Origin of the sequence: Streptomyces sp. NPDC101225 (assembly GCF_044767585.1) — a bacterium.
Taxonomy (GTDB): Bacteria; Actinomycetota; Actinomycetes; order Streptomycetales; family Streptomycetaceae; genus Streptomyces.
In genome coordinates this window covers 183,591-204,476 of record NZ_JBIWOE010000013.1, presented here as the reverse complement: position 1 = coordinate 204,476, position 20,886 = coordinate 183,591, and the positions used below count along the sequence as shown (strand labels likewise).

Sequence of the window (20,886 nt, the reverse complement as noted above, 5' to 3'; positions counted from 1 at the left end):
ACGCCTGGGCCATCATGCCCTTCGACTTCGGCGGCGCCGGCCAGAACATGGGCACCCTCACCCGGCAGGCCGCCGAGGGCCTCAAGAACGCCCTCGAGAACGCCTACGGCTACACCGACGACCAGGCCTACCGCGACATGGGCATCTCCTCCATGAACGGCATCACCGACAACAACGAGACCGTCACCGTCGACGACTTCCGCACCATCCTCGCCTACGCCCAGCAGCACCACCTGGCCCGCCTGACCTTCTGGTCCGCCAACCGCGACCGCCCCTGCACCGGCGGCAGCACCGACAGCTGCTCCGGAGTCGGCCAGTCCGACTGGGACTACACCCGCGTCCTCTCGCAGTACACCGGCTGAACCGCCCCACGGGCGTCCCGAGTTGCCACGCCGGGACGCGTCCACCGCTGTGGCGAACCTCGTCGGTCACCCCCGACCGGCCCCCACCCGGACCCGGCCCAAGAGGAGGCATCCCGCGATGCACGCCATACGATCCGGCACTCTCCGCATCATCGCGCTGCTGGCGATCCTGCTGACGGCGCTGTCGGTACCCCGCGCCCACGCCGCGGCGCAGCCGTTCAAGGTGCTCGCCCTCTACAACGGCACCTACGACGCGGCACACATCAGCTTCGTCCACGAGGCCAACCAGTGGTTCCCCCGGCAGGCCGCGCAGAACGGCTTCACCTACACGGCCAGCAACAACTGGGACCTGCTCGCGAACGGCGGCGTCAACGGCTACCAAGTCGTCCTGTTCCTGGACGACTTGCCGCAGACCGCCGCCCAACGCACCGGATTCGAGACCTACATGCGCGGCGGCGGCGCCTGGATGGGCTTCCACGTCTCCGCGTTCACCACGGACGCGCAGAGCTGGAACTGGTACCACAACCAGTTCCTCGGCAGCGGCGACTTCGTCTCCAACACCTGGGGTCCGACCACCGCCGTCCTGAAGGTGGAGGACCACACCAACCCCGCGACCAGGAACCTGCCGGACACGTTCACCTCGTCCGTCAGCGAGTGGTACAGCTGGTCGAACGACCTGCGCGAGAACCCCGACATCAAGATCCTCGCCTCCGTCGACCCGAGCAGCTTCCCGCTCGGCACCGATCCGAACCAGAGCTGGTACAGCGGCTACTACCCGATCCTGTGGACGAACACGAAGTACCGCATGCTGTATGCCAACTTCGGCCACAACGCGATGGACTACGCCACCAACACCACCCTGTCGTCGACCTTCGCCAGCGCGACCCAGAACCGCTTCCTGCTGGACGGACTGAAGTGGCTGGGCGGCGCGGACGCCGGCCTGCCGCCGTCCGACTCGATCTCGGAGACCGCCTGGTACACGGTGCGCAACACCGGGAACGGCACCTGTGTCGACGCCAAGGCGGCCGCGACCGCCAACGGCACGGCGATCCAGCAGTACACCTGCAACGGCACCGCCGCGCAGGAGTACCAGTTCCGCACCACCGACAGCGGCTACGTCCGCATCGCCGCCCGCGGCAATCCGCAGCAGGTCCTCGACGTCACCGACCGCTCCACGGCGGACAACGCGCCGGTACAGCTCTGGTCGTACTCGGGCGGACAGAACCAGCAGTGGCAGCCCGTGCGGGAGTCGGCCGGCCGCTACCACTTCGTCACGCGGCACAGCGGCAGGTGCCTGACCGCCGGCGCGGCGGCGACCGACGGCGTCCGGCTCACCCAGCACACCTGCGACGGCTCGGCCACCCAGAGCTTCCAGCTCACCGAACAGAGCCAGGGACTTTCGCGGCAGACCCCATGACGGACGCATGACCTGGCGCCGGTCCGGATCTCCCTGCGGACCGGCGTCCCGTCACCGAAAGGCGATCCACGCACACCCCTTCAACAGCCGCGCACGGCAGCACGGTCCGGTGCGGCAGCACGGTCCGGTGCGCGGCCGGCTGCGCGAGCCGGAGGCCGAGCCGGCCACCGAAGAGCGTCGGGCCGGGCCCGGTCCGCGACCGCTCCACGGACCGGCCCTCGAGGTGCACGGCGTCGCCGTCGTCGCCGGTGATGCCGGCCGGCGACCGGACGATCAACCCGTACGACACCCGGCGGGCGACCGGCCCCGGCACGCTGCCCGGGCAGAAGACGCCGTCCGTGCGGCCCCGGCGGTCGGGGCCGCGCCCGGCCCCTACGGGCGTTCCCTACGATGACCCGGTGACGAGTGACACCCCCACCCGGTCCGGCGTCGGCGCGGACGCCCGCACGGCGGTCCGGCCCGGATCCGCCCCCTGGGCCCAGCGGCCGGGCCGGCTCGGCCGCACCGCGGCTCCCCGGACCGACACCCGAACCCGCCTGGTCCCGCCCTTCCCCGAACCGGACACACGGCTGTGGGCATGGCTGGGCCTGGGGCCACGGCCGGCCCTGCTCCTCGCCCGGTCCACGGGCTGGCTGGGCCCCCTCCTCGTCGCCGTGTTCGCCGGCGCGCTGCGCTTCTGGCACCTCGGCAGCCCGCGGGCGCTCGTCTTCGACGAGACGTTCTACGCCAAGGACTCCTGGTCGATGCTGCGGCTCGGCTACGAGGGCACCTGGCCGGACCGCAAGGTCGCCGACCCGCAGATCCTGGCGCACCCCCAGGTGATCCCGCTCTCGGACGCCGGCAGCTTCGTCGCGCATCCGCCGATGGGCAAGTGGGTCATCGCCGCGGGAGAGGGGCTGTTCGGGCTGGACCCGTTCGGCTGGCGGGTCATGACGGCGCTGCTGGGCACGCTGTCCGTCCTCATGCTGTGCCGAATAGGGCGCCGGCTGTTCCGCTCGACCGTGCTGGGCTGTCTGGCCGGTGCGCTGCTCGCGGTGGACGGCCTGCACTTCGTGATGAGCCGCACCGCCCTGCTCGACATCGTGGTCATGTTCTTCGTGCTGGCGGCGTTCGGCTGTCTGCTCGTCGACCGGGACAGGGCACGGGCCCGGCTGGCGGCCGCCCTGCCCGTCGACGGGGACGGGTTCGCGCGACCCGACGCGTACACCGGCGAACACGCCGGAACGGGCCCGCGCCCCTGGCGCCTCGCCGCCGGCGTCCTGCTCGGGCTGGCCGCCGCGAGCAAGTGGAACGGCCTGTACGTCCTTGTCTTCCTCACCGCCCTCACCGTCCTGTGGGACGTCGGCTCCCGCCGGGTGGCCGGCGCGTACGGTCCCTACCGCGCGGTGCTGCGCAAGGACTTCGGCCGGTCGGTGCTGTCCATGGTTCCGGTCGCCGTCCTGACGTACCTGGCGACGTGGACCGGCTGGTTCCTGTCGGACAAGGGCTACGCCCGCCACTGGGCGGACGGGCGCGGCGGCACCTGGTCCTGGATCCCGGCTCCGCTGCGCAGCCTGTGGCACTACGAACACGCGGTCTACCAGTTCAACGTCGGCCTGCACACGCCGCACCGCTACCAGTCCAACCCCTGGAGCTGGCTGGTGCAGGGGCGGCCCGTGGCGTTCTCCTACGAGTCGCCGAAGCCCGGGCAGGACGGCTGCCACGCCGCCGCCGGCTGCTCGCAGGAGATCCTGGGCCTGGGCACGCCGCTGCTGTGGTGGGCGGCCTGCGCGGCGCTGCTCTACCTGCTGTTCCGGTGGGCGCTGCGCCGGGACTGGCGCGCGGGCGCCGTGCTGTGCGGGGTCGGCGCGGGATACCTCCCCTGGTTCAACTACCAGGACCGCACGATCTTCTCGTTCTACGCCGTCGTGTTCGTGCCGTTCCTGTGCCTGGCCGTGGCCATGATGGTGGGCGCCCTGCTGGGGCCGCCCGGGGCGGACGAGCGGCGCCGGCTGATCGGCACGGTGAGCGCGGGCGCCCTGGTGCTCCTCATCGTGTGGAACTTCATCTACTTCTTCCCGATCTACACCGGACAGACCATCCCGTACGCCGACTGGCACGCCCGGATGTGGCTGGACACCTGGATCTGACGCGCGCGTCGACGGGCCCGGCCGTCACAGCGTCGCCAACTGCCCTGTCGTACGCCCGAGATAGGTGACCGGGCCCGGGTCCGGCACGTGGATCTCCCGGAAGCCCAGCCGGTCGTAGAACGCCCGGGCCGGGGTGTTGGCCGTGACCATGCACAGGTGCACGGCGGTGACGCCCTGCTCGTGCAGGGCCGCGAGGAAGGTCCGCATCAGCGCACGTCCGTACCCGCGCCCCTGCCAGCCGGGGAGCAGGTCGATGTGCAGGTGGGCCGGGTAGGCGGCGACCTCGGGGACGATCATCCGCTCGGGGTGGTGCAGCAACGGGATCAGCGCCTCGTCCGGGGTCCCGGGCTCGCCGGCCGGCTCGGGGTAGCGGTCCGCGACCAGCGGCAGCCACTTCTCGCGGAAGGCTCCGACGAAGCGGGGTGTGTCGGCGGTCCCGAGGACGTAACCGACGGCCCGCCCCCGCCCGTCGTCCAGCACGAAGGCCAGCTCCGGCTCCAGATGTGCGTACGGCGCCGCGAAGGTCACCGGGAAGAGGGTGGGGTCGGCGTAGAAGGGGCGGCTGTCCTGGCCGTTGTGGGCGGTACGGATGCAGATGTCGTCGAGGGCGTCCCGGTCGTCGGGGTGGTAGGGGCGGATGGCGGGGGTTGCGGTCATCGCAGCATCCTGCCGCGATTGGGAGCGCTCCCACAAGGGAGTGGCACGACCCGCCCGCTCCTCGGTCCGGGGCCTGGCGGGCGGGGCCCGGCACACCGTCGGCAGCCGTCCGTCTCCGCCTGCCGGGCGACGCCCATGGGGCTGCGGCACCGTCACCGTGCCCGGGAAGCCGCCCGGGTGACCGTCAGGCGGCCGCGTCCGCACGGAACTCCATGGCCAAGGCATCGGGTTCGACCGTGATGACGGCCTGGGCACGCGGCGGAGGCGAGGTCACCTCGAACCGGGGCCAGGCCTGCAGGACGGTCGCGAGGACGATCTGGAGCTCGACCCACGCGAAGTTCTCCCCGATGCACTTGCGGCGGCCGTCGCCGAAGGCGAGGAAGGACCCTCGGGTGTCCGCGGCACCGTCCGTCTCCCAGCGGTCGGGGTCGAAGCTGTCCGGGTCGGGGAAGCGGGTGGAGTCGTGCTGGTGCAGATAGGGACTCCACATCACGTCGGCGCCCTCGGGTATGAGGTGTCCGCCGAGGACGATGTCGCGGGCGGCGGTCCGCGTCACCATCCAGATCACCCCGTACTTCCTGATGGCCTCCCGCAGAACGCGCCGGGCGTACGGGAGCCGGTCGATGTCGTCGTGGCGCAGCGGCCGGTCCCCGCACACCGAGGCCAGTTCCTCGCGAAGGCGTCGTTCGACGGCGGGGTTGCCGGCGATCTCGTACAGCGCCCAGGCGAGCGTGGTGCCGGTGGTCTCGATCGAGCCGGCCAGCAGGGTGATGGTCTCGTCCTGGAGTTGCCGGCGGCCGAGTTGGTCCTCGGCGCCGATCAGGGTCTCGAACAGGCCGCTCCGCCGCCGGCCGGCCTCGGCCGCGTACGGGCACGCCCCGGCGCCGGAGGCGGCGTCCGCCGAAGCCGGTCCGGGTGCGGTGCCGTCCATCCGGTGGTCGATGGCCTGGTCGATGAGGGTGCGCAGGCGGGCGACACGGTCGGCGTGGGCGCGGTTGGCGGGCAGCGGCAGCCGCGTCATCCAGGGCGGGAGAACGACCTGCCGAATCGTTCCTTTCATGATGTCGGGCATGAGGGCGGTGAACTCGCCCTCCAGGTGGGCGGGCAGGTCCGCGCCGAACACGGCGACGAGGAACGCGGCGAGGGTGATCTCATTCATGTCGGCGAGTACGTCGCGCGGTTCGGCCGCGGTCCAGGCGCCGACCATCGTCCGCACCTGCTCGATCATGGCGTCGCCGTGCTCGGCGATGTGCGCCTTGTTGAACATGGGCTGCATCAGCCGGCGGTTGCGCAGATGGGTGTCGCCGTCGGCCACGGTCGCGATTCCGTCGCCGAGGAAGACCCGCAGCGCGTCGTTGTACCTGCCGCCCTTGGTGAAGTGGGCGGCGTCGGCCACCAGGACACGCCGGGTCAGCGCGGGGTCGGTGACCACGTAGGCGGGTGTGGGGCCGATCCGTATGCGCACCACACTGCCGTGGGCGCGCAGTGAGCTGATGAACGGCAGCGGGTCGCGGGCGAGGCGGAGTCCGTGGCCGACCAGCGGCAGGCCGCCGGGGGCCGTGGGGGTGGGGACGGGAGCCGTGGTGGGGGCACTCATCGGGCGATCACTCCTGGTGGGGGTGAGGTCACATCGTGGGGGTGGGGTCAAACGCCGACATGCATGCCCATGACCCATACGCCCGATGCACCGGCCACCGTGATCTTTGCGTCACATCGAGGTCCGTGTGCCGTATTGCGCCGCGCAGGTGCGCTGCAGCCCCGTGGTGGCGCATTCTTGCTGTGTCACCCCTGGGCGGCTCACGGACGAGGTAGGGCCGATGACGCGGAGCGCGGAGGACGCACAGCGAAGCCCCGGGCAGCTGGCCTCGCTGCTCATCGACGTCTCGACCGAGGCGGTCGGTGCGGCAGGGGCCCACGCGGGTGGGGTCTACCTGCGCTCCGGCACGCCCGGGCTGCTGCGGCTGGCGGTGCTGACGGGGCTGCCGGGGCCGCTGTTCCGGCCGTGGTGGCGGATGCATGTGGACCGGCCGTTCCCGGTGGCGGACTCCTACCGGCTCGGCGTGCAGGTGGTGCTGCCGAACGCGACGGAGACCATGCGGCGGTATCCCCAGTTCGCGGCGGGGCTGCCGTTCCAGTTCGGCTCGCTGTACGTGCCCGTCGTGGGCGGCACGACGACGTTCGGGGTGCTGACCGTGCTGTGCCCCTCGGCGACCGACTCGACCGAACTGCTGCACCACCGCGACCGTATGGTGCGGCTGGCCGAGGACCTCGGCGCGTCGCTTCGGCGCCTGGAGCACGGCGGCAGGCCCTCGGTCGCCTGGGACGGCGAGCCCCTGTGCGTGCGGCCGCCCGGCACCCACCCGCCCGCGGGCCGCGCCGGTGGCTTCGCCTGGGACCCGGTGACGGACGTGGTGACGGCGGACGAGCGGCTGCCCGCGCTGCTGGGGATGCCGGCCGACGAGTTCGCCACCTCCGTGCAGACGCTCGCCCACGCCGTGGCCCCCGCCGAGACGGATCGCGTGCTGACCGCGCTCAGGGAGACGGCCGGCGGCCGTCCGCCGCCGCTGCCGCTGTACGTACGGTCCGAGGACGGAGCGCTGCGGCTGGTGGAGCTGTGGAGCCCGTACGCCTCTCCCTCCCCGCCCGGCGCACCGTCCGGTGCGCATCCCGTCCGCGGCTTCGTCGTCGACCCGGGGCCCGGCGCGGCCGCCGACGCCGCGGCCGACCTGCTGCCCGAGGGTGTGCTGTGCCTGGACCGGCTGGGGCTGATCCTCTACGCCAACCCGCGCGCCGGACAGCTGCTGCGCCGCTCGCGGACGCAGCTGCTCAGCCGCCCGCTGTGGGAGGGCGTGCCCTGGCTGAACCAGCCGGCCGTCGAGGACCACCTGCGCAGCGCGCTGCTCACCCCGGGCCCGGTGCGCTTCCATCTGGAACGGCCCGGCAAGGGCGGCGGGCCGGGCCACCCGGCGTCGTACGAGGTCGGCGGGGCGTCGTCCGGACGTGACCCGGGGTCGTACGAGGGCACCTGGCTCGATGTGTGCGTCTATCCGGGGCGGGACGTCCTGACGTGCACGTTCCGTCCGGCGAACCGGGTGGCGGACGGCTCCGCGGACCTCGCGCCGCAGCCGGTGCCGGTCGGGGCCCCGGCGGCCCCGGCGAGCCCCTCGATGGCTCCGCTCTACCGGCCCATCGTGCTGGCCATCGCGCTGTCCGAGGCGGTCACCGCGCGTCAGGTGGCGGCCGTGGTGATGCGGGAGGTGCTGCCCGCGTTCGGCGGCCGCCGGCTCGCCATCTATCTGCTGCAGGACCGCCACCTGTACCTGTCCCTGGAGAGCGGCTTCCCCAAGGGATTCCTCGCCCCCTTCGAAGGCGTGGCCCTGGACGCCCATCTCCCCGGCGTCGAGACGCTGACCACGGGCCGGCCGATCTTCTTCGACTCGATGGAACAGCTGGCGGCGGCCTACCCCGGGATCGCGCTGGACGCGGACGAGGGTGCCCGCGCGTTCCTGCCGCTGATCGCCTCGGGGCGGCCGGTGGGCTCCTGCATCCTGGGCTTCGACCGTTCCCGCAGCTTCAGCACCGAGGAGCGCACGGTGCTCACCGCGCTCGCCGGGCTGATCGCGCACGCCATGGAGAAGGCACAGCGCTACGAGAGCGAGGCGGCGCTCGCCCGCGGGCTGCAGCAGGTCCTGCTCCCCCGCCGGCTGTCGGCCCACCCGCTGGTGGAGACCACCGGGCGATATCTGCCCGGCACCCAGGGCATGGAGGTAGGCGGCGACTGGTACGACGTCGTGGAGGCCGGGGACGGCCTGGCGCTGGTCATCGGGGACGTCCAGGGGCACGGGGTGCAGGCCGCGGCCACCATGGGCCAACTGCGCAGCGCGGTACGGGCGTTCGCGCTCGGCGACCGTCCGCCCGACGAGGTGATGAGCGGCACCAACCATCTGCTCATCGACCTCGACCCCGGTCAGTTCGCCAGCTGCTGCTACGTCCGGCTGGACCCGGTGTCGGGCCGGGCGCGCGTCGCGCGGGCGGGACATCCGCCACCGCTGCTGCGTCACCCGGACGGCCACACCGAGGTGCTGGATCTGCCGGGCGGGGTCGTGCTCGGGGTGGACCCGCAGGCCCACTACCCCGTCTCCGAACTGCAGATCGAACCGGGTGCGGTGCTCGCCCTCTACACGGACGGTCTCGTGGAACGCCCCGGGGTCGACATCGACGACGGCATCACCGCGCTGCGCGTGGCCCTGTCGAAGGCCGGCGCCCCCGCCAGCCGGCCGAGCCGCCGCACCCTGACCGGAATCGCCGACCGCCTCACCGCCATGGCCCGCCACCTGCGGGACCGCCCCGACGACATCGCCCTCCTGCTGGCGACGCGCCGCGCGGCGGAGGGAAGCGGGCAATGACCCGGCCGCGCCTGGACGACCGGCCGGGCCGCCGGCGTTTCCGTGTGTCCCCGGTCCGCGCGTCGGTGTGCCCGTAGGCCACGCGTCCGGTGTGTCCGTAGGCCACGCGTCCGGTGTGTCCGTAGGCGACGCATCCGGTGTGCCCGTAGGCCACGCGTCCGGTGTGCCCGTGGTCCAGTGTGCCCGTGGTCCGTGTGTCCGTGTGCCGGGCCGCCATCCGGCGTCGGCCCGCTCACCGTATCGGCCCAACACTCCGCGCCCCGCCGTCGCGTCACCGCCCCCGCGGCCCCGCCACGGTCCCGCCGCCACAGACCGTCACCCAGCCGTCCACCGCGCCGTCCCGGCGCGCCGCACACCCCCGCCACCACCCCTGAAGGCCCTGTCACCCTCGGTGACGCCTCTCGCCTCACGCGGCGCGGCAGTGTAGACATGGGCACATGGTCCGTCTTCCGGACCGTTCCGGGACGCGGTCGCACCGGCGCCCCGGCGGTCCCCGCGCCCGCCGTGCGAGCGGTCGTGCCCACGGAGCGCACGGGCACCGGACGACACGGGCACCCGCGGAAGCGTTCATTCACCGCAACGGCCATCCAGGTGGAGCGGAGCCGGGGCGCGCCGCGGCCCTGCGGTCGGCGCTGACGGGCCGCAGCATCGCCAGGCAGGTCTTCGTCCTGCAGGTGGTGATCGTGCTGCTGCTGGTGGTCGCCGCGGTGGTGGCGCTGTACCTGCAGGCCCGGCACGACAGCACGCAGGAGGCCCGCAACCGCTCGGTCGCCGTGGCGGAGGCGTTCGCCAACGCGCCCGGCACGCGCGCGGCCCTGAGCGCCCCCCGCCCCACGACGATCCTGCAGCCACGCGCGGAGGCCGCCCGCAAGGCGACCGGTGTGGACTTCATCGTCGTCATGAACACCGACGGCATCCGCTACAGCCACCCCAAACCGGACCGCATCGGCAAGAAGTTCGTGGGCACCATCGCCCCCGCGCTGGCCGGCGGGACGGTGGTCGAGGAGATCAACGGCACCATCGGGCGCCTGGTCCAGGCGGTCGTACCGATCAAGGCCCCGGACGGGAAGGTCGTGGGCCTCGTGTCGGCGGGCATCACCACCGCGAACGTGGGCGGCGCCGCCAACCGCCAGCTCCCGCTGGTCCTGACGGCGGCGGCCGTGGGCCTGGCCCTGGCGACCGCGGGCACGGCACTGGTGAGCAGACGCCTGCTGCGGCAGACGCACGGCCTCGGCCCGGACGAGATGACCCGCATGTACGAGCACCACGACGCGGTGCTGCACGCGGTGCGCGAGGGCGTGCTCATCGTCAGCGGCGAGGGCTCCTTGCTGCTCGCCAACGACGAGGCGCAGCGCCTGCTCGACCTGCCCGCCGACGCGGAGGGCCGGCACGCGCTGGACCTCGGCCTCGACCCCGACACCGCGGAGCTGCTGGCCTCCGGCCGCGTGGCCACGGACGAGGTGCACCGGGTCAAGGACCGCCTGCTGGCCGTCAACCAGCGGCCCACCGACGTCCAGGGCGGCCCGCCGGGCAGCGTCGCCACCCTGCGTGACTCCACCGAGCTGCGCGCCCTGTCCGGCCGGGCCGAGACGGCGCGGGAACGCCTCAACATGCTCTACGACGCCGGTGTGGGCATCGGCACGAGCCTGGACGTCGCCCGTACCGCGGAGGAACTGGCGGAGCTCGCCGTGCCCCGGTTCGCCGACTTCGCGACCGTCGACCTGTTCGACGCCGTGCTGGCCGGCGGCCAGCCGGAGGGGGCGACGGCCGTGCGCCGTGCCGCCGCGCGCGGGGTCCTGGAGGACGCCCCGCTGTACAAGGTGGGCCGGCAGATCAGGTACGTCGACACCTCGCCGCAGGCCCGCAGCCTGCGCACCGGGCAGGCGGTCCTGGAGCCGGATCTCGCCGCGGCGCCCGGCTGGCACGCGCAGGACCTGGAGCGCACCGGACAGGTCCTGGAGTACGGCATCCACTCGCTGATCACGGTGCCGCTGCGTGCCGGGACCCTGGTCCTGGGCGTGGTGAGCTTCTGGCGCTCGCAGAAGCCGAACCCCTTCGACGCGGAGGAACTGGCCCTCGCCGAGGAGCTGGTGACGCGCGCCGCGGTCTCCATCGACAACGCCCGCCGCTACACGCGCGAGCACAGCATGGCCGTGACCCTGCAGCGCAGCCTCCTGCCGCGTACGCTGCCCGAGCAGTCCGCCCTCGACATCGCCTACCGCTATCTGCCCGCGCAGGCCGGGGTCGGCGGCGACTGGTTCGACGTACTGCCCCTCTCGGGGGCCCGTGTCGCGCTCGTGGTCGGCGACGTCGTCGGGCACGGCCTGCACGCCGCGGCCACCATGGGCCGGCTGCGCACGGCGGTCCACAACTTCTCCGCGCTCGACCTGCCGCCCGACGAACTCCTCTCGCTGCTGGACGAGTTGGTCGGCCGTATCGACCAGGACGAGACCACGGACGGCGACAGCGCCCTGGTCACCGGCGCCACCTGCCTCTACGCGGTCTACGACCCGGTGTCGCGGATGTGCACGATCGCGCGGGCCGGTCATCCGCCGCCCGCGCTGATCCGGCCCGACGGCAGTGTCGGCTTCCCCGACGTGCCCGCCGGGCCCCCGCTCGGACTCGGCGGCCTGCCGTTCGAGACGGCCGACCTCACGCTGGAGGCGGGCAGCCGCCTCGTCCTGTACACGGACGGGCTCGTCGAGGACCGCGGCCGGGACATCGACGAGGGGCTGGAACTCCTGCGGGGCGCGCTGGAGCGCGCCGGCGACTCGCCGGAGGAGACGTGCCGGTCGGTGCTGGACTCCCAGTTGCCGGCCAAGCCCAGTGACGACGTGGCCCTGATCGTCGCCCGCACCCGGGCCCTGCCCGCCGACCACATCGCCGAATGGCAGGTGCCCAACGACCCGGCGGCGGTGGGCGAGGTACGCGCGTCGGTCAGCCGCCGGCTCACCGCGTGGGGTCTGGAGGAGCTGGCCTTCAGCACGGAACTCGTCCTGAGCGAGCTGGTCACCAACGCCATCCGCTACGGCGCCGACCCCATCCAGGTGCGTGTGCTGCTGGACCGCACCTTGATCTGCGAGGTCTTCGACAGCAGCAGCACCTCGCCGCACCTGCGGTACGCGGCGATGACCGACGAGGGTGGCCGCGGCCTGTTCCTGGTCGCCCAGCTGACCGAACGCTGGGGCACCCGCTACACGCCCGACGGCAAGGTGATCTGGGCCGAGCAGCCGCTGCCCTGACGGCGCCTCCGCCCGTCTCACCCCTTTTGGTCCGTACCTTCTTCGTGCGTCCCTACGAACTTCTTCCGTGACGGGTGTCCCCTCCCGGCCGTAGCTGATAGGAAACCTTCCTATCAGTGTCACGCACGGCCAACTCCCCCACCCCCCACCACGATTTGGAGACCCCGTGACGCACCACTCCGACGAGTCCGCCCATCCCAGCCGCATCGCCCGGCGCACCGTCCTGGCGGCGGCCGCCGCCTCCCTGGCCGCCGTACCGCTCCTGCGGCCGTCGCACGCCTCCGCCTCGACGGCCGCGGCCTGCACCCCGCTCGACGACGCGGCGAAGAAGGAGATCGCCATGAAGCTGGTGTCGAGCGCGGAGAACTCCTCGCTCGACTGGAAGGCGCAGTACAAGTACATCGAGGACATCGGCGACGGCCGCGGCTACACCGCCGGGATCATCGGCTTCTGCTCCGGCACCGGCGACATGCTCGACCTGGTCCAGCTCTACGCCGACCGCAAGCCCGGCAACGTGCTGGCCAAGTACCTCCCGGCGCTGCGCGCGGTGAACGGCACCGACTCGCACGACGGCCTGGACCCCGGCTTCCCCCGGGACTGGGCGAGGGCGGCCCGCGACAGCGCGTTCCAGCAGGCGCAGAACGACGAGCGCGACCGGGTGTACTTCAACCCGGCCGTGCGCCAGGGCAAGGCCGACCGGCTCGGCACACTGGGCCAGTTCGCCTACTACGACGCCATCGTGATGCACGGCGACGGCGACGACCCCACGAGCTTCCGCAACATCCGCAGGCGCGCCCTCGGCAAGGCCAGCACGCCGGCACAGGGCGGCGGCGAGACGGCGTACCTGAACGCCTTCCTCGACGCGCGGGTGTGGGCGATGAAGCAGGAGGAGGCCCACAGCGACACCAGCCGGGTGGACACGGAGCAGCGGATCTTCCTGCGCAACGGCAACCTCTGCCTGAACACTCCGCTGGACTGGAAGGTGTACGGCGACAGCTACCACATCGGCTGACGACGGGCGGGCCGCCGTACCGCCCACCGAGCGGTACGGCGGCACCCCATAAACGTGGCTTATGAGCCCATAGGCCGGACCCGCGTACCGACTTAGGTTTGCCTTAGTTTAGGCTTCCTGTTCGAGTCGATCTTTTCGCCGCTCGAAGGGAACCTGATCATGCCCCGCCCCCTGCGGGTAGCCATCGTCGGAGCCGGCCCCGCCGGGATCTACGCGGCCGACGCGCTGCTCAAGTCCGACGCGGCCGCCGAACCCGGTGTGTCCATCGACATCTTCGAGCGCATGCCCGCGCCGTTCGGACTGATCCGCTACGGCGTGGCCCCCGACCACCCCCGCATCAAGGGCATCGTCACCGCCCTGCACCAGGTGCTCGACAAGCCGCAGATCCGCCTCTTCGGCAACGTCGACTACCCGGCCGACATCAGCCTGGACGACCTGCGCGCCTTCTACGACGCCGTGATCTTCTCCACGGGCGCGACCGCCGACCGCGCGCTGCCCCTCCCCGGCATCGACCTCGACGGCTCCTACGGCGCCGCCGACTTCGTGTCCTGGTACGACGGCCACCCGGACGTGCCGCGCACCTGGCCGCTGGAGGCCGAGAAGGTCGCCGTGCTCGGCGTCGGCAACGTCGCCCTGGACGTCGCCCGCATCCTCGCCAAGACGGGCGACGAGCTGCTGCCGACGGAGATCCCGCCGAACGTGCACGAGGGCCTCAAGGCCAACAAGGCGCTGGAGATCCACGTGTTCGGCCGCCGTGGCCCGGCGCAGGCGAAGTTCTCCCCGATGGAGCTGCGGGAGCTGGACCACTCGCCCACCATCGAGGTGATCGTCGACCCCGAGGACATCGACTACGACGCGGGCTCCATCGAGACCCGGCGCGGCAACAAGCAGGCCGACATGGTCGCCAAGACGCTGGAGAACTGGGCGATCCGCGACGCCGGCGACCGCCCGCACAAGCTGTTCCTGCACTTCTTCGAGTCGCCCACCGAGGTGCTCGGCGAGGACGGCAAGGTCGTCGGCCTGCGCACCGAGCGCACCGCCCTCGACGGCACGGGCAACGTCAAGGGCACCGGCGCGTTCAAGGACTGGGACGTCACCGCGGTCTACCGCGCGGTCGGCTACCTCTCCGACAAACTCCCCAAGCTGCCCTGGGACATCGAGTCCGGCACCGTCCCGGACGAGGGCGGCCGGGTCGTCCAGGAGTCCGGCGAGCACCTGCGGTCGACGTACGTCACCGGCTGGATCCGGCGCGGCCCGGTCGGCCTGATCGGCCACACCAAGGGCGACGCCAACGAGACGGTGGCCAACCTGCTGGACGACCACGCGAACGGCCGGCTGCAGACCCCCGCCTCCCCCGAGCCCGAGGCCGTGGACGCCTTCCTGGGCGAGCGCGGCATCCGCTTCACCACCTGGGAGGGCTGGTACAGGCTGGACGCCGCCGAGAAGGCGCTGGGCGAGCCGCAGGGCCGCGAGCGCGTGAAGATCGTCGAGCGTGAGGACATGCTCCGCGAGAGCGGCGCCTGACCGGGGGCCGGTCGTGCCGCCCGGCACGACAGGCCAGGATCATGGCGGCGGAGCGGAACCACCGCCGCCGTCCGGACGTTTCCACGGGGAGGTACGACCACGGGGGCCGTACGGGGACGAACGGGGTGGGCGTGGCGCGGGTACTGGTCATCGGCGGCGGAATCGCGGGCACGGCGACGGCACTCGCGCTGCACAAGGCCGGGCTGGACGTCCAGGTGCACGAGGCCCATCCGGACTCGGCCGAGGACCTGGGCGCGTTCCTCACCCTGGCGAGCAACGGCATGCGGGCGCTGGCGCAGCTCGACGCCTCCGCCGCCGTCACCGCGCTGGGCTTCCCGCTGACCTCGATGCGGGTCCTCGACGGCACGGGCGCCGAGCTGGCGCGGACCCCCATCGGCGAGGCCGGCGACCCGCTGCTGCGGTACCGGTGCCTGCGCCGCGGCGACCTCAACTCCGGTCTTCAGGCGGAGGCCTCACGCCGGGGCATCGGCATCCGGCACGGCGCGCGGCTGGCCTTCGTCGTGGAGGACGCCGGCAGTGTCACCGCCCACTTCGCCGACGGCAGCAGGGCCACCGGCGACCTCCTGATCGGCGCCGACGGACTCGGCTCCACCGTCCGCAACGCGACCGCCCCCGCCGTGCAGCCCCGTTACGCGGGCCAGCAGGTCTTCTACGGCTACACGGGCGCCGCGCCCCTGCCCGCCGGGGACGCGGGCATCACCATGATCCGCGGCACCGGTGCCGCCTTCGGCTTCGCGGTCTCGCCGGACGGGGAGACGTACTGGTTCGCCCGGGTGTCCGCGGATCCGCTGCCCGCCGAGCGGATCGCCCACGGCACCCCGGCCGACTGGCGCGCGCTGCTCCTCCCGCTGCTGCGCAAGGACTCCACGCCGGCCGCGGACATCGTCGCCGCGACCGGCGAGGACGTCCTGGTCACCAACGCCACCGAGATCCCCACCGGCAGCCCCTGGCGCGCCGGCCGCACCCTGCTCGTCGGCGACGCGGCGCACGCGGCCTCCCCCGCCACCGGCCAGGGCGCGTCGATGGCGCTGGAGGACGCGGTGGTGCTCGCCAAGTGCCTGCGCGACGCGCCGGACACGGACGCCGCCCTCGCCCGCTACGAGGAGCTGCGCCGCCCTCGCGTGGAGCACAACATCACGGTCAGCGGCAACATCTCCCGGGGCGTGCCCTCGCCGTCCCCCGCGAGCCGGGCCGCCGCCCCCGCCCGCCCCGGCGAGGACGAGATCGTACGGCTGCTGGACTGGCAGTCCCACGCCTGGGCCTGACGCCCCCTCATTACCGCCCCGCAGCGTCTTCCGGCGCGAAATCGGCGAACTCATCCCTCGATGCGGCCCGACCCTATACTCTGCACTTTCTTCACCAGAAATTCACACAGGGGGGCAGATCTCCATGCGTATACGCGCAGTCGCCGCAACCGCCGCCGCGGGAACTCTCGCCGTACTGGCCGCCGTTCCGGCCCACGCCACCGAGTACTCCTCGGCGCTGAAGATCAGGGGCGTCCAGTACGACGCACCCGGCAGAGACTCCAACAGCTGCACGACCGGGAACACCAAGAACGAGTACCTGACGATCAAGAACTACTCGTCGCACACGACCGTGAACCTCAAGGGCTACGTGGTCAAGGACAAGGCCGGCAACCGGTTCACCTTCACCCACAACCACTACCTGCAGCCCCGCGACTACGTGAAGCTGCGCGGCGGCCACGGCACCGAGTCGGACAGCAAGAACGTCGCGTACCGCAACAACTGCAACTTCATCTGGAACAACGACAAGGACACGATCTACCTCTACAAGCCGTCCGGCGCGCACGCCGACTCGCACGCCTACACCAAGGCCGCGAACGACCGTGACGGGAACGGGTACATCACGTTCCACGGGTGACGGCGGAGGAGCGGGCGAGCAGCACACGCCCGCTCACTCCCGCGCACAGCAGCCCGGACACCATGCAGACCAGGCTCAGCGCCGGGCCGGAGGACCAGTCCACGCTCGCCGCGCGCACGGCCAGCACGACGGTGACCGCGGCCCCGGTGCCGGGCAGCGCGAGCAGGGCGGGACGGGTGCGGCCGAGGTCGTCCTCCGCCAGTGAGCCGAGTACTCCGACGCCCAGGGCGAGGGCCCACACCCCGAGGGCCTGCGCGTCGGCGCGGCCGGTGTCCCAGGGGACGAAGGCGGCCCAGAATCCGGGGCGGGTCAGCAGACCCGCCCCGATGCCCAGCCAGGACGAACCCAGCACCGCCAGAAGGGGTTTCGACCAACCGGGCAGGGGCGCCGCGCGCACCGCGAGCGGCGCGCCGGGGGTGAGGTGCTGCCAGGTCAGCAGGGCGACGGCGGCCACGGCGAGCAGGCCGAGCGTGAACACCCAGCCCAGGCTGAACAGCACGGGGACGACGGAACCGCCCTGGGCGATGTAGAGGTCCTTCGCGTTGAGCAGGCTCACCCCGAACAGGCCGATCAGGACGACGGCCAGCGGATACAGCAGCGTTCGGGCCTCCTGCCACAGGCGGACCTTGCCGACCGTGAACAGCGCCGGGGCCGTGCCGAGCATGGCCGCGCCCACCAGACCCTGACTCAGCGGGTCGGGCGAGGGCCAGGCCCCGAAGACGTGCCCGGTGAGGTTCACGAGCATCAGCACTGCCCCGGCGAGCAGGCTGACGACCGCCACCGCGGTGGCCAGCGTCGCCACCCCGGCCGTCAGCGGGCGGCCGTCCGCCCCGGCAAGGGCGGGAGTTGACGCGTCGGACGTGTTCGGCATGGCCACTTCCGTTCCCTGGTGGTCCGAGCGGCTACGCGAGGGGGGACGACACACCGACGGCGGGGGCGGGCTCCGCCGGGACCGCGCGCCTGAGCACCTCGCGGGCGTACATCACGCGCATGCTCACCACGGCGGTGGCGGCGAACGCCAGCATCCCGCAGCCGATGGCCACGCCCGCCGACAGCGCGGTGGACCGGTCGAGGTCGAGTCCCCGCTGGAGCACGGGCACCGCGCCCACCGACAGCACCGGTGCCAGGCACAGGGCGGTCAGATGCAGCCGCCACTCCTCTCGGGCCCAGCTCCGCCCGGCCCGGCCGGAGCGCCGGGCACCGCCGGCCATCACCGCGTAGGCGACGGCGTACGGCAGCAGGTAGGCGCCCAGCAGCCGGTGCCCCGTGGCACCGAGGTCCAGGTAGGAGCGGACGATCCACACCAGCGCGGCCGCTCCGGCGAGATGCGCGGCGGCCAGGACGGGCAGCGGGGCCCAGGTGCCCGTCACGCCGCCCACCCGCGCGCGCCGGTCGAGGGTGCGCGAGGCGACCAGCGCGCCGAGCACGACGATCGAGCCGAGGTGCTGGACGGCCACGAGGTTGATCGCCGTCATCGGCAGGCCCGGCAGCACCCAGGGCAGGGTGCCCCACTCCAGGCGCAGCAGCGGCGCGGTCAGCAGGTAGCCGTAGCACAGCAGCATCCAGCGCTGGTGCAGGTCCGGGTGGCCGCCGACGGCCGCCAGGACGCCGAAGGTCACGCTCAGCACGGTGCCGACCAGGATGGTGGCGAGGACGATCCAGAAGGCCGCCCCGCTGAAGGCGTCCTCGGGTGCCGTGCGCGCCAGGTAGAGTGCGGCGCCCGCCATCGAGGCGTACACGGTGGCCGCGAAGACGACGCCGAGGACGCGGTGCAGACGGGTGCGCCGGCGGGCCGCCGTGAGCAGCTGCGCGGGGCCCAGCAGCATCAGCGCCCCGCCCAGCACCGAGTGCGCGATCAACGGCACGAGACTGTGCCGGTACGGCGCGATCCGGGTCGCGAGCGCGTCGGTGACGTAGTGCGGCGAGACCATGCGGCCCAGCAGCCACTCGCCGAAGGCGGGCGCGCCGGGGCGGGCGTACGGCCACAGTTCGGTCATCGCGATCGGCGCGTACGCGACGCACATGACCGTCACGGCGACGACGGCGCCGCGGCGCAGGCTGCCCCTCGTTGGACGACGCACGACGACTCCCTGCCCGGGGCGCCACTCCGATCCCCGATAGTCTCTTCTGGACTGTCGAGAAGGTAGGGCCGAGCCGCCGTCGGGGTCAACGGTCCGTCGTGCGTTCGTCCCGCCGCTCCACCCACCGCCAGAAGTCGACCATCATCCGCTCATAGCGGATGCCGAACTCCAGGGCCTCGCGCTGGCCCGGCGTCAGCAGTTCGCCGACGCTGTCGGCCAGCTCCTCGTACTCCCCCAGCGTGCGCCGGTGTTCGTGGAGCTGGGTGGGGGCCAGCACGTCGGGCCGGCCGCCGAACCAGAGCTTGAGGATGCCGCGCTCCCGGGCCTCGACCGGCACGAACTCCGGGTCGGCGAGCCACCGCTGAAGGGCGGCCCGGCCCTCGTCCGTCAGGTTCAGCACCCGCCGGTTGCGCCCGCTCTCGCGCCGCACCTGCGAGAGCAGTCCCGCCTGGAGGAGGCGGTCGCACTGCGCGTACACCTGCGCGTGCGGCACCTGCCAGAACGGGGCCACGGTGCGGCCCGCCTCCACCTTCACGTCGTAGGCGCTCGCCTCGCCCAGTTCGCCGATGATGCCGAGCACGAGATACGAGGACGTGGTCAACCGGGCGTCAGACATGGGGCGACCGTATCGCCCGCGCCGTTCGGCGCGGAGCGGGGCCGCGAGCGGCCGGCGGGCGGCGGTGCCGGCCGGACTCCGGCACCGCCTGAAACGGCGCGAACAGGCCCCGCCCCGAAGCGGATGGTGGGCGGGTCCTGTTCGCGGCCGCCATTGTGGCCGCCCCGCGGCTCGGCGGAACACGCGTGAACTGTCATGTCCTGGAGCAGATCGATCACACCCCGTGTGCGCCACGCACATTCCGTGTGCAGACCCCGTGTGATCTCAACCGACCCGCCCGGACGATACTGGTGTCCGCACGTGCCCCCGTTCTCAGATGGACCCATGCGCATCTCCCCGAATGTCCGACCGGCCCCGTCCCCCAACCTGTGGCTGACGCGCGGCCGCCATGACGGAACCGACGCCCCTGAGGTCGTCCGAGCGACCCTGCGGCGGCTCCAGGACAGAACGGTCCTCGACGACCAGCACGAACTGCCCGGGCCCGACGGCGAGGAGGGCCCCGAACGGATCTTCGAGGCCCGCTGGAAGGCCGCCGGGACGGCGACCGTGCGCGCCCGGCTCACCCTGGCCCGTCCCGTGGAGGGCGGTCAGGAGTGGGTGCTCGCGGCCGAGGCGGAGCGCCCGTGGAACGAGGAGTGGCCCTCGCCCGCCACCATGTTCTGGCCCGACGACCCCGGCACCGCCTGGGACCACGAGCCCGCCACGGGGCTGCGGCTGCGGGGCGCCGCGCATCTGCCCACGGAGGACAAGGAGATCCGGCGTCTGCTGCGCGGCTGCGTGCGCGGCGGCTGGAGCATCAACGTGGTCGTGCACGAGGCGATGACGCCCGACGAGGCGGGCCGCCGGCCGCTGGGCCCGCTGCTGCCGCCGAGTCTGCGGCACCGCGTGCTGGAGCACCGTGCCGCGCCCGAGCAACTGCGCATCGTCAACCGCGCGCTGCGGGAGTTCGGTGTGCAGGTGCCGCGCGGCGGGGCCGTGATGCTGCCCACGGACCCGGCGCCGCCCGGCTTCGACGCGGACGCGTTCTCCGTACGCACCGTCTTCCTCGACGGCACACGGCCGACGGAGCTGGTCGACGCGCTGAGCCGGTTCGCGGCGCTGCCCCTGCCGCTGCCGGACGGCGGTGCCGAGGCCGTCCGGGAGCTGCGTGACGACTGGGACCTGATGACCCTGGAGGAGCAACTCGACCACGAGCGCAGGCTGGTGGCGATGTACTCCGAGGCGCTGGAGGCGATGACGAAGTCGCGGGACCTGTACCGCGAGGCCGCCGAGCGCGCCCACGAGGCGCTGACCGTCCTGCGTGAGAACGGCGCCGACGTTCCCGCGCAGCCACAGCCCCGGCCGCCCGCCCCCGCGCCGGGCTCGCCGTTCCAGCAGCTGACGCGCACGTTCGAGCGGCTCAAGGGCAAGGCGCTGCGGCCGGCGGCCGGCGCCGACGGGGGAAGCGAGGCAGACGGCCGACCGGAAGGGGCCGACAGCTGAGACACCGGCCGCGCGCCGCCCGGGAAAAGGTTCCGGGGCGGCCGCGCGGCCGCCCC

General features: G+C 72.9%; 14 protein-coding genes and 1 pseudogene. 10 read left to right on the top strand and 5 right to left on the bottom strand.

The window, feature by feature from the left end:
* The 3 genes and pseudogenes from ACIRPX_RS20700 to ACIRPX_RS20690 form a co-directional block, all read left to right on the top strand.
* Positions 1-362: pseudogene (locus tag ACIRPX_RS20700) on the top strand (chitinase); the annotation flags it as partial.
* Positions 363-480: 118 nt separating this feature from the next.
* Positions 481-1,779: a ThuA domain-containing protein gene (locus ACIRPX_RS20695; RefSeq protein WP_404196374.1), complete on the top strand. Its 1,299-nt coding sequence runs from the start codon at positions 481-483 to the stop codon at positions 1,777-1,779.
* Positions 1,780-2,177: 398 nt separating this feature from the next.
* The gene (locus ACIRPX_RS20690; protein ID WP_404196371.1) at positions 2,178-3,908 is read left to right on the top strand and encodes a dolichyl-phosphate-mannose--protein mannosyltransferase; all 1,731 of its coding nucleotides are present in this window, start codon (positions 2,178-2,180) and stop codon (positions 3,906-3,908) included.
* A gap of 24 nt (positions 3,909-3,932) precedes the next feature.
* On the opposite strand, the gene ACIRPX_RS20685 is transcribed toward ACIRPX_RS20690, so the two are convergent.
* Together ACIRPX_RS20685 and ACIRPX_RS20680 are read right to left on the bottom strand one after the other, a co-directional pair.
* Positions 3,933-4,565 carry a GNAT family N-acetyltransferase gene (locus tag ACIRPX_RS20685; RefSeq protein ID WP_404196368.1) on the bottom strand — a complete coding sequence of 211 codons (633 nt, stop codon included), beginning with the start codon at positions 4,563-4,565 and terminating at the stop codon, positions 3,933-3,935.
* Between the two features lie 184 nt (positions 4,566-4,749).
* Entirely contained in the window at positions 4,750-6,162 is a 1,413-nt protein-coding gene (locus ACIRPX_RS20680) for a cytochrome P450 (protein WP_404196365.1), read from the bottom strand.
* A gap of 220 nt (positions 6,163-6,382) precedes the next feature.
* Between ACIRPX_RS20680 and ACIRPX_RS20675 the strand changes: the two genes are divergently transcribed.
* The 6 genes from ACIRPX_RS20675 (at position 6,383) to ACIRPX_RS20650 (ending at position 16,651) form a co-directional block, all read left to right on the top strand.
* Positions 6,383-8,971 carry a SpoIIE family protein phosphatase gene (locus ACIRPX_RS20675; protein ID WP_404196362.1) on the top strand — a complete coding sequence of 863 codons (2,589 nt, stop codon included), beginning with the start codon at positions 6,383-6,385 and terminating at the stop codon, positions 8,969-8,971.
* 437 nt (positions 8,972-9,408) lie between these two features.
* Positions 9,409-12,213, top strand: a complete 2,805-nt coding sequence (locus ACIRPX_RS20670) for a SpoIIE family protein phosphatase (protein WP_404196359.1) — start codon at positions 9,409-9,411, stop codon at positions 12,211-12,213.
* Positions 12,214-12,379: 166 nt separating this feature from the next.
* Positions 12,380-13,225 carry a chitosanase gene (locus ACIRPX_RS20665; RefSeq protein ID WP_404196356.1) on the top strand — a complete coding sequence of 282 codons (846 nt, stop codon included), beginning with the start codon at positions 12,380-12,382 and terminating at the stop codon, positions 13,223-13,225.
* Positions 13,226-13,384: 159 nt separating this feature from the next.
* The gene (locus ACIRPX_RS20660; protein ID WP_404196354.1) at positions 13,385-14,749 is read left to right on the top strand and encodes an FAD-dependent oxidoreductase; all 1,365 of its coding nucleotides are present in this window, start codon (positions 13,385-13,387) and stop codon (positions 14,747-14,749) included.
* A gap of 125 nt (positions 14,750-14,874) precedes the next feature.
* The gene (locus ACIRPX_RS20655) at positions 14,875-16,035 is read left to right on the top strand and encodes an FAD-dependent oxidoreductase (protein ID WP_404196404.1); all 1,161 of its coding nucleotides are present in this window, start codon (positions 14,875-14,877) and stop codon (positions 16,033-16,035) included.
* A gap of 124 nt (positions 16,036-16,159) precedes the next feature.
* On the top strand, positions 16,160-16,651 hold the full coding sequence (locus tag ACIRPX_RS20650) for a lamin tail domain-containing protein (protein ID WP_404196351.1): 492 nt from the start codon (positions 16,160-16,162) through the stop codon (positions 16,649-16,651).
* Here the strand turns inward: ACIRPX_RS20650 and ACIRPX_RS20645 are convergent.
* The 3 genes from ACIRPX_RS20645 to ACIRPX_RS20635 all read right to left on the bottom strand — a co-directional run bounded on the left by ACIRPX_RS20645 (position 16,635) and on the right by ACIRPX_RS20635 (position 19,348).
* The gene (locus ACIRPX_RS20645; protein ID WP_404196348.1) at positions 16,635-17,522 is read right to left on the bottom strand and encodes a hypothetical protein; all 888 of its coding nucleotides are present in this window, start codon (positions 17,520-17,522) and stop codon (positions 16,635-16,637) included. The two genes, ACIRPX_RS20650 and ACIRPX_RS20645, sit on opposite strands and share 17 nt — an antisense overlap.
* A 31-nt stretch (positions 17,523-17,553) precedes the next feature.
* Entirely contained in the window at positions 17,554-18,732 is a 1,179-nt protein-coding gene (locus ACIRPX_RS20640) for a DUF2306 domain-containing protein (RefSeq protein WP_404196346.1), read from the bottom strand.
* Positions 18,733-18,817: 85 nt separating this feature from the next.
* Entirely contained in the window at positions 18,818-19,348 is a 531-nt protein-coding gene (locus ACIRPX_RS20635; RefSeq protein ID WP_404196343.1) for a PadR family transcriptional regulator, read from the bottom strand.
* Between the two features lie 324 nt (positions 19,349-19,672).
* Between ACIRPX_RS20635 and ACIRPX_RS20630 the strand changes: the two genes are divergently transcribed.
* The gene (locus ACIRPX_RS20630; protein WP_404196341.1) at positions 19,673-20,830 is read left to right on the top strand and encodes a hypothetical protein; all 1,158 of its coding nucleotides are present in this window, start codon (positions 19,673-19,675) and stop codon (positions 20,828-20,830) included.
* The last annotated feature ends 56 nt before the right edge of the window (positions 20,831-20,886 follow it).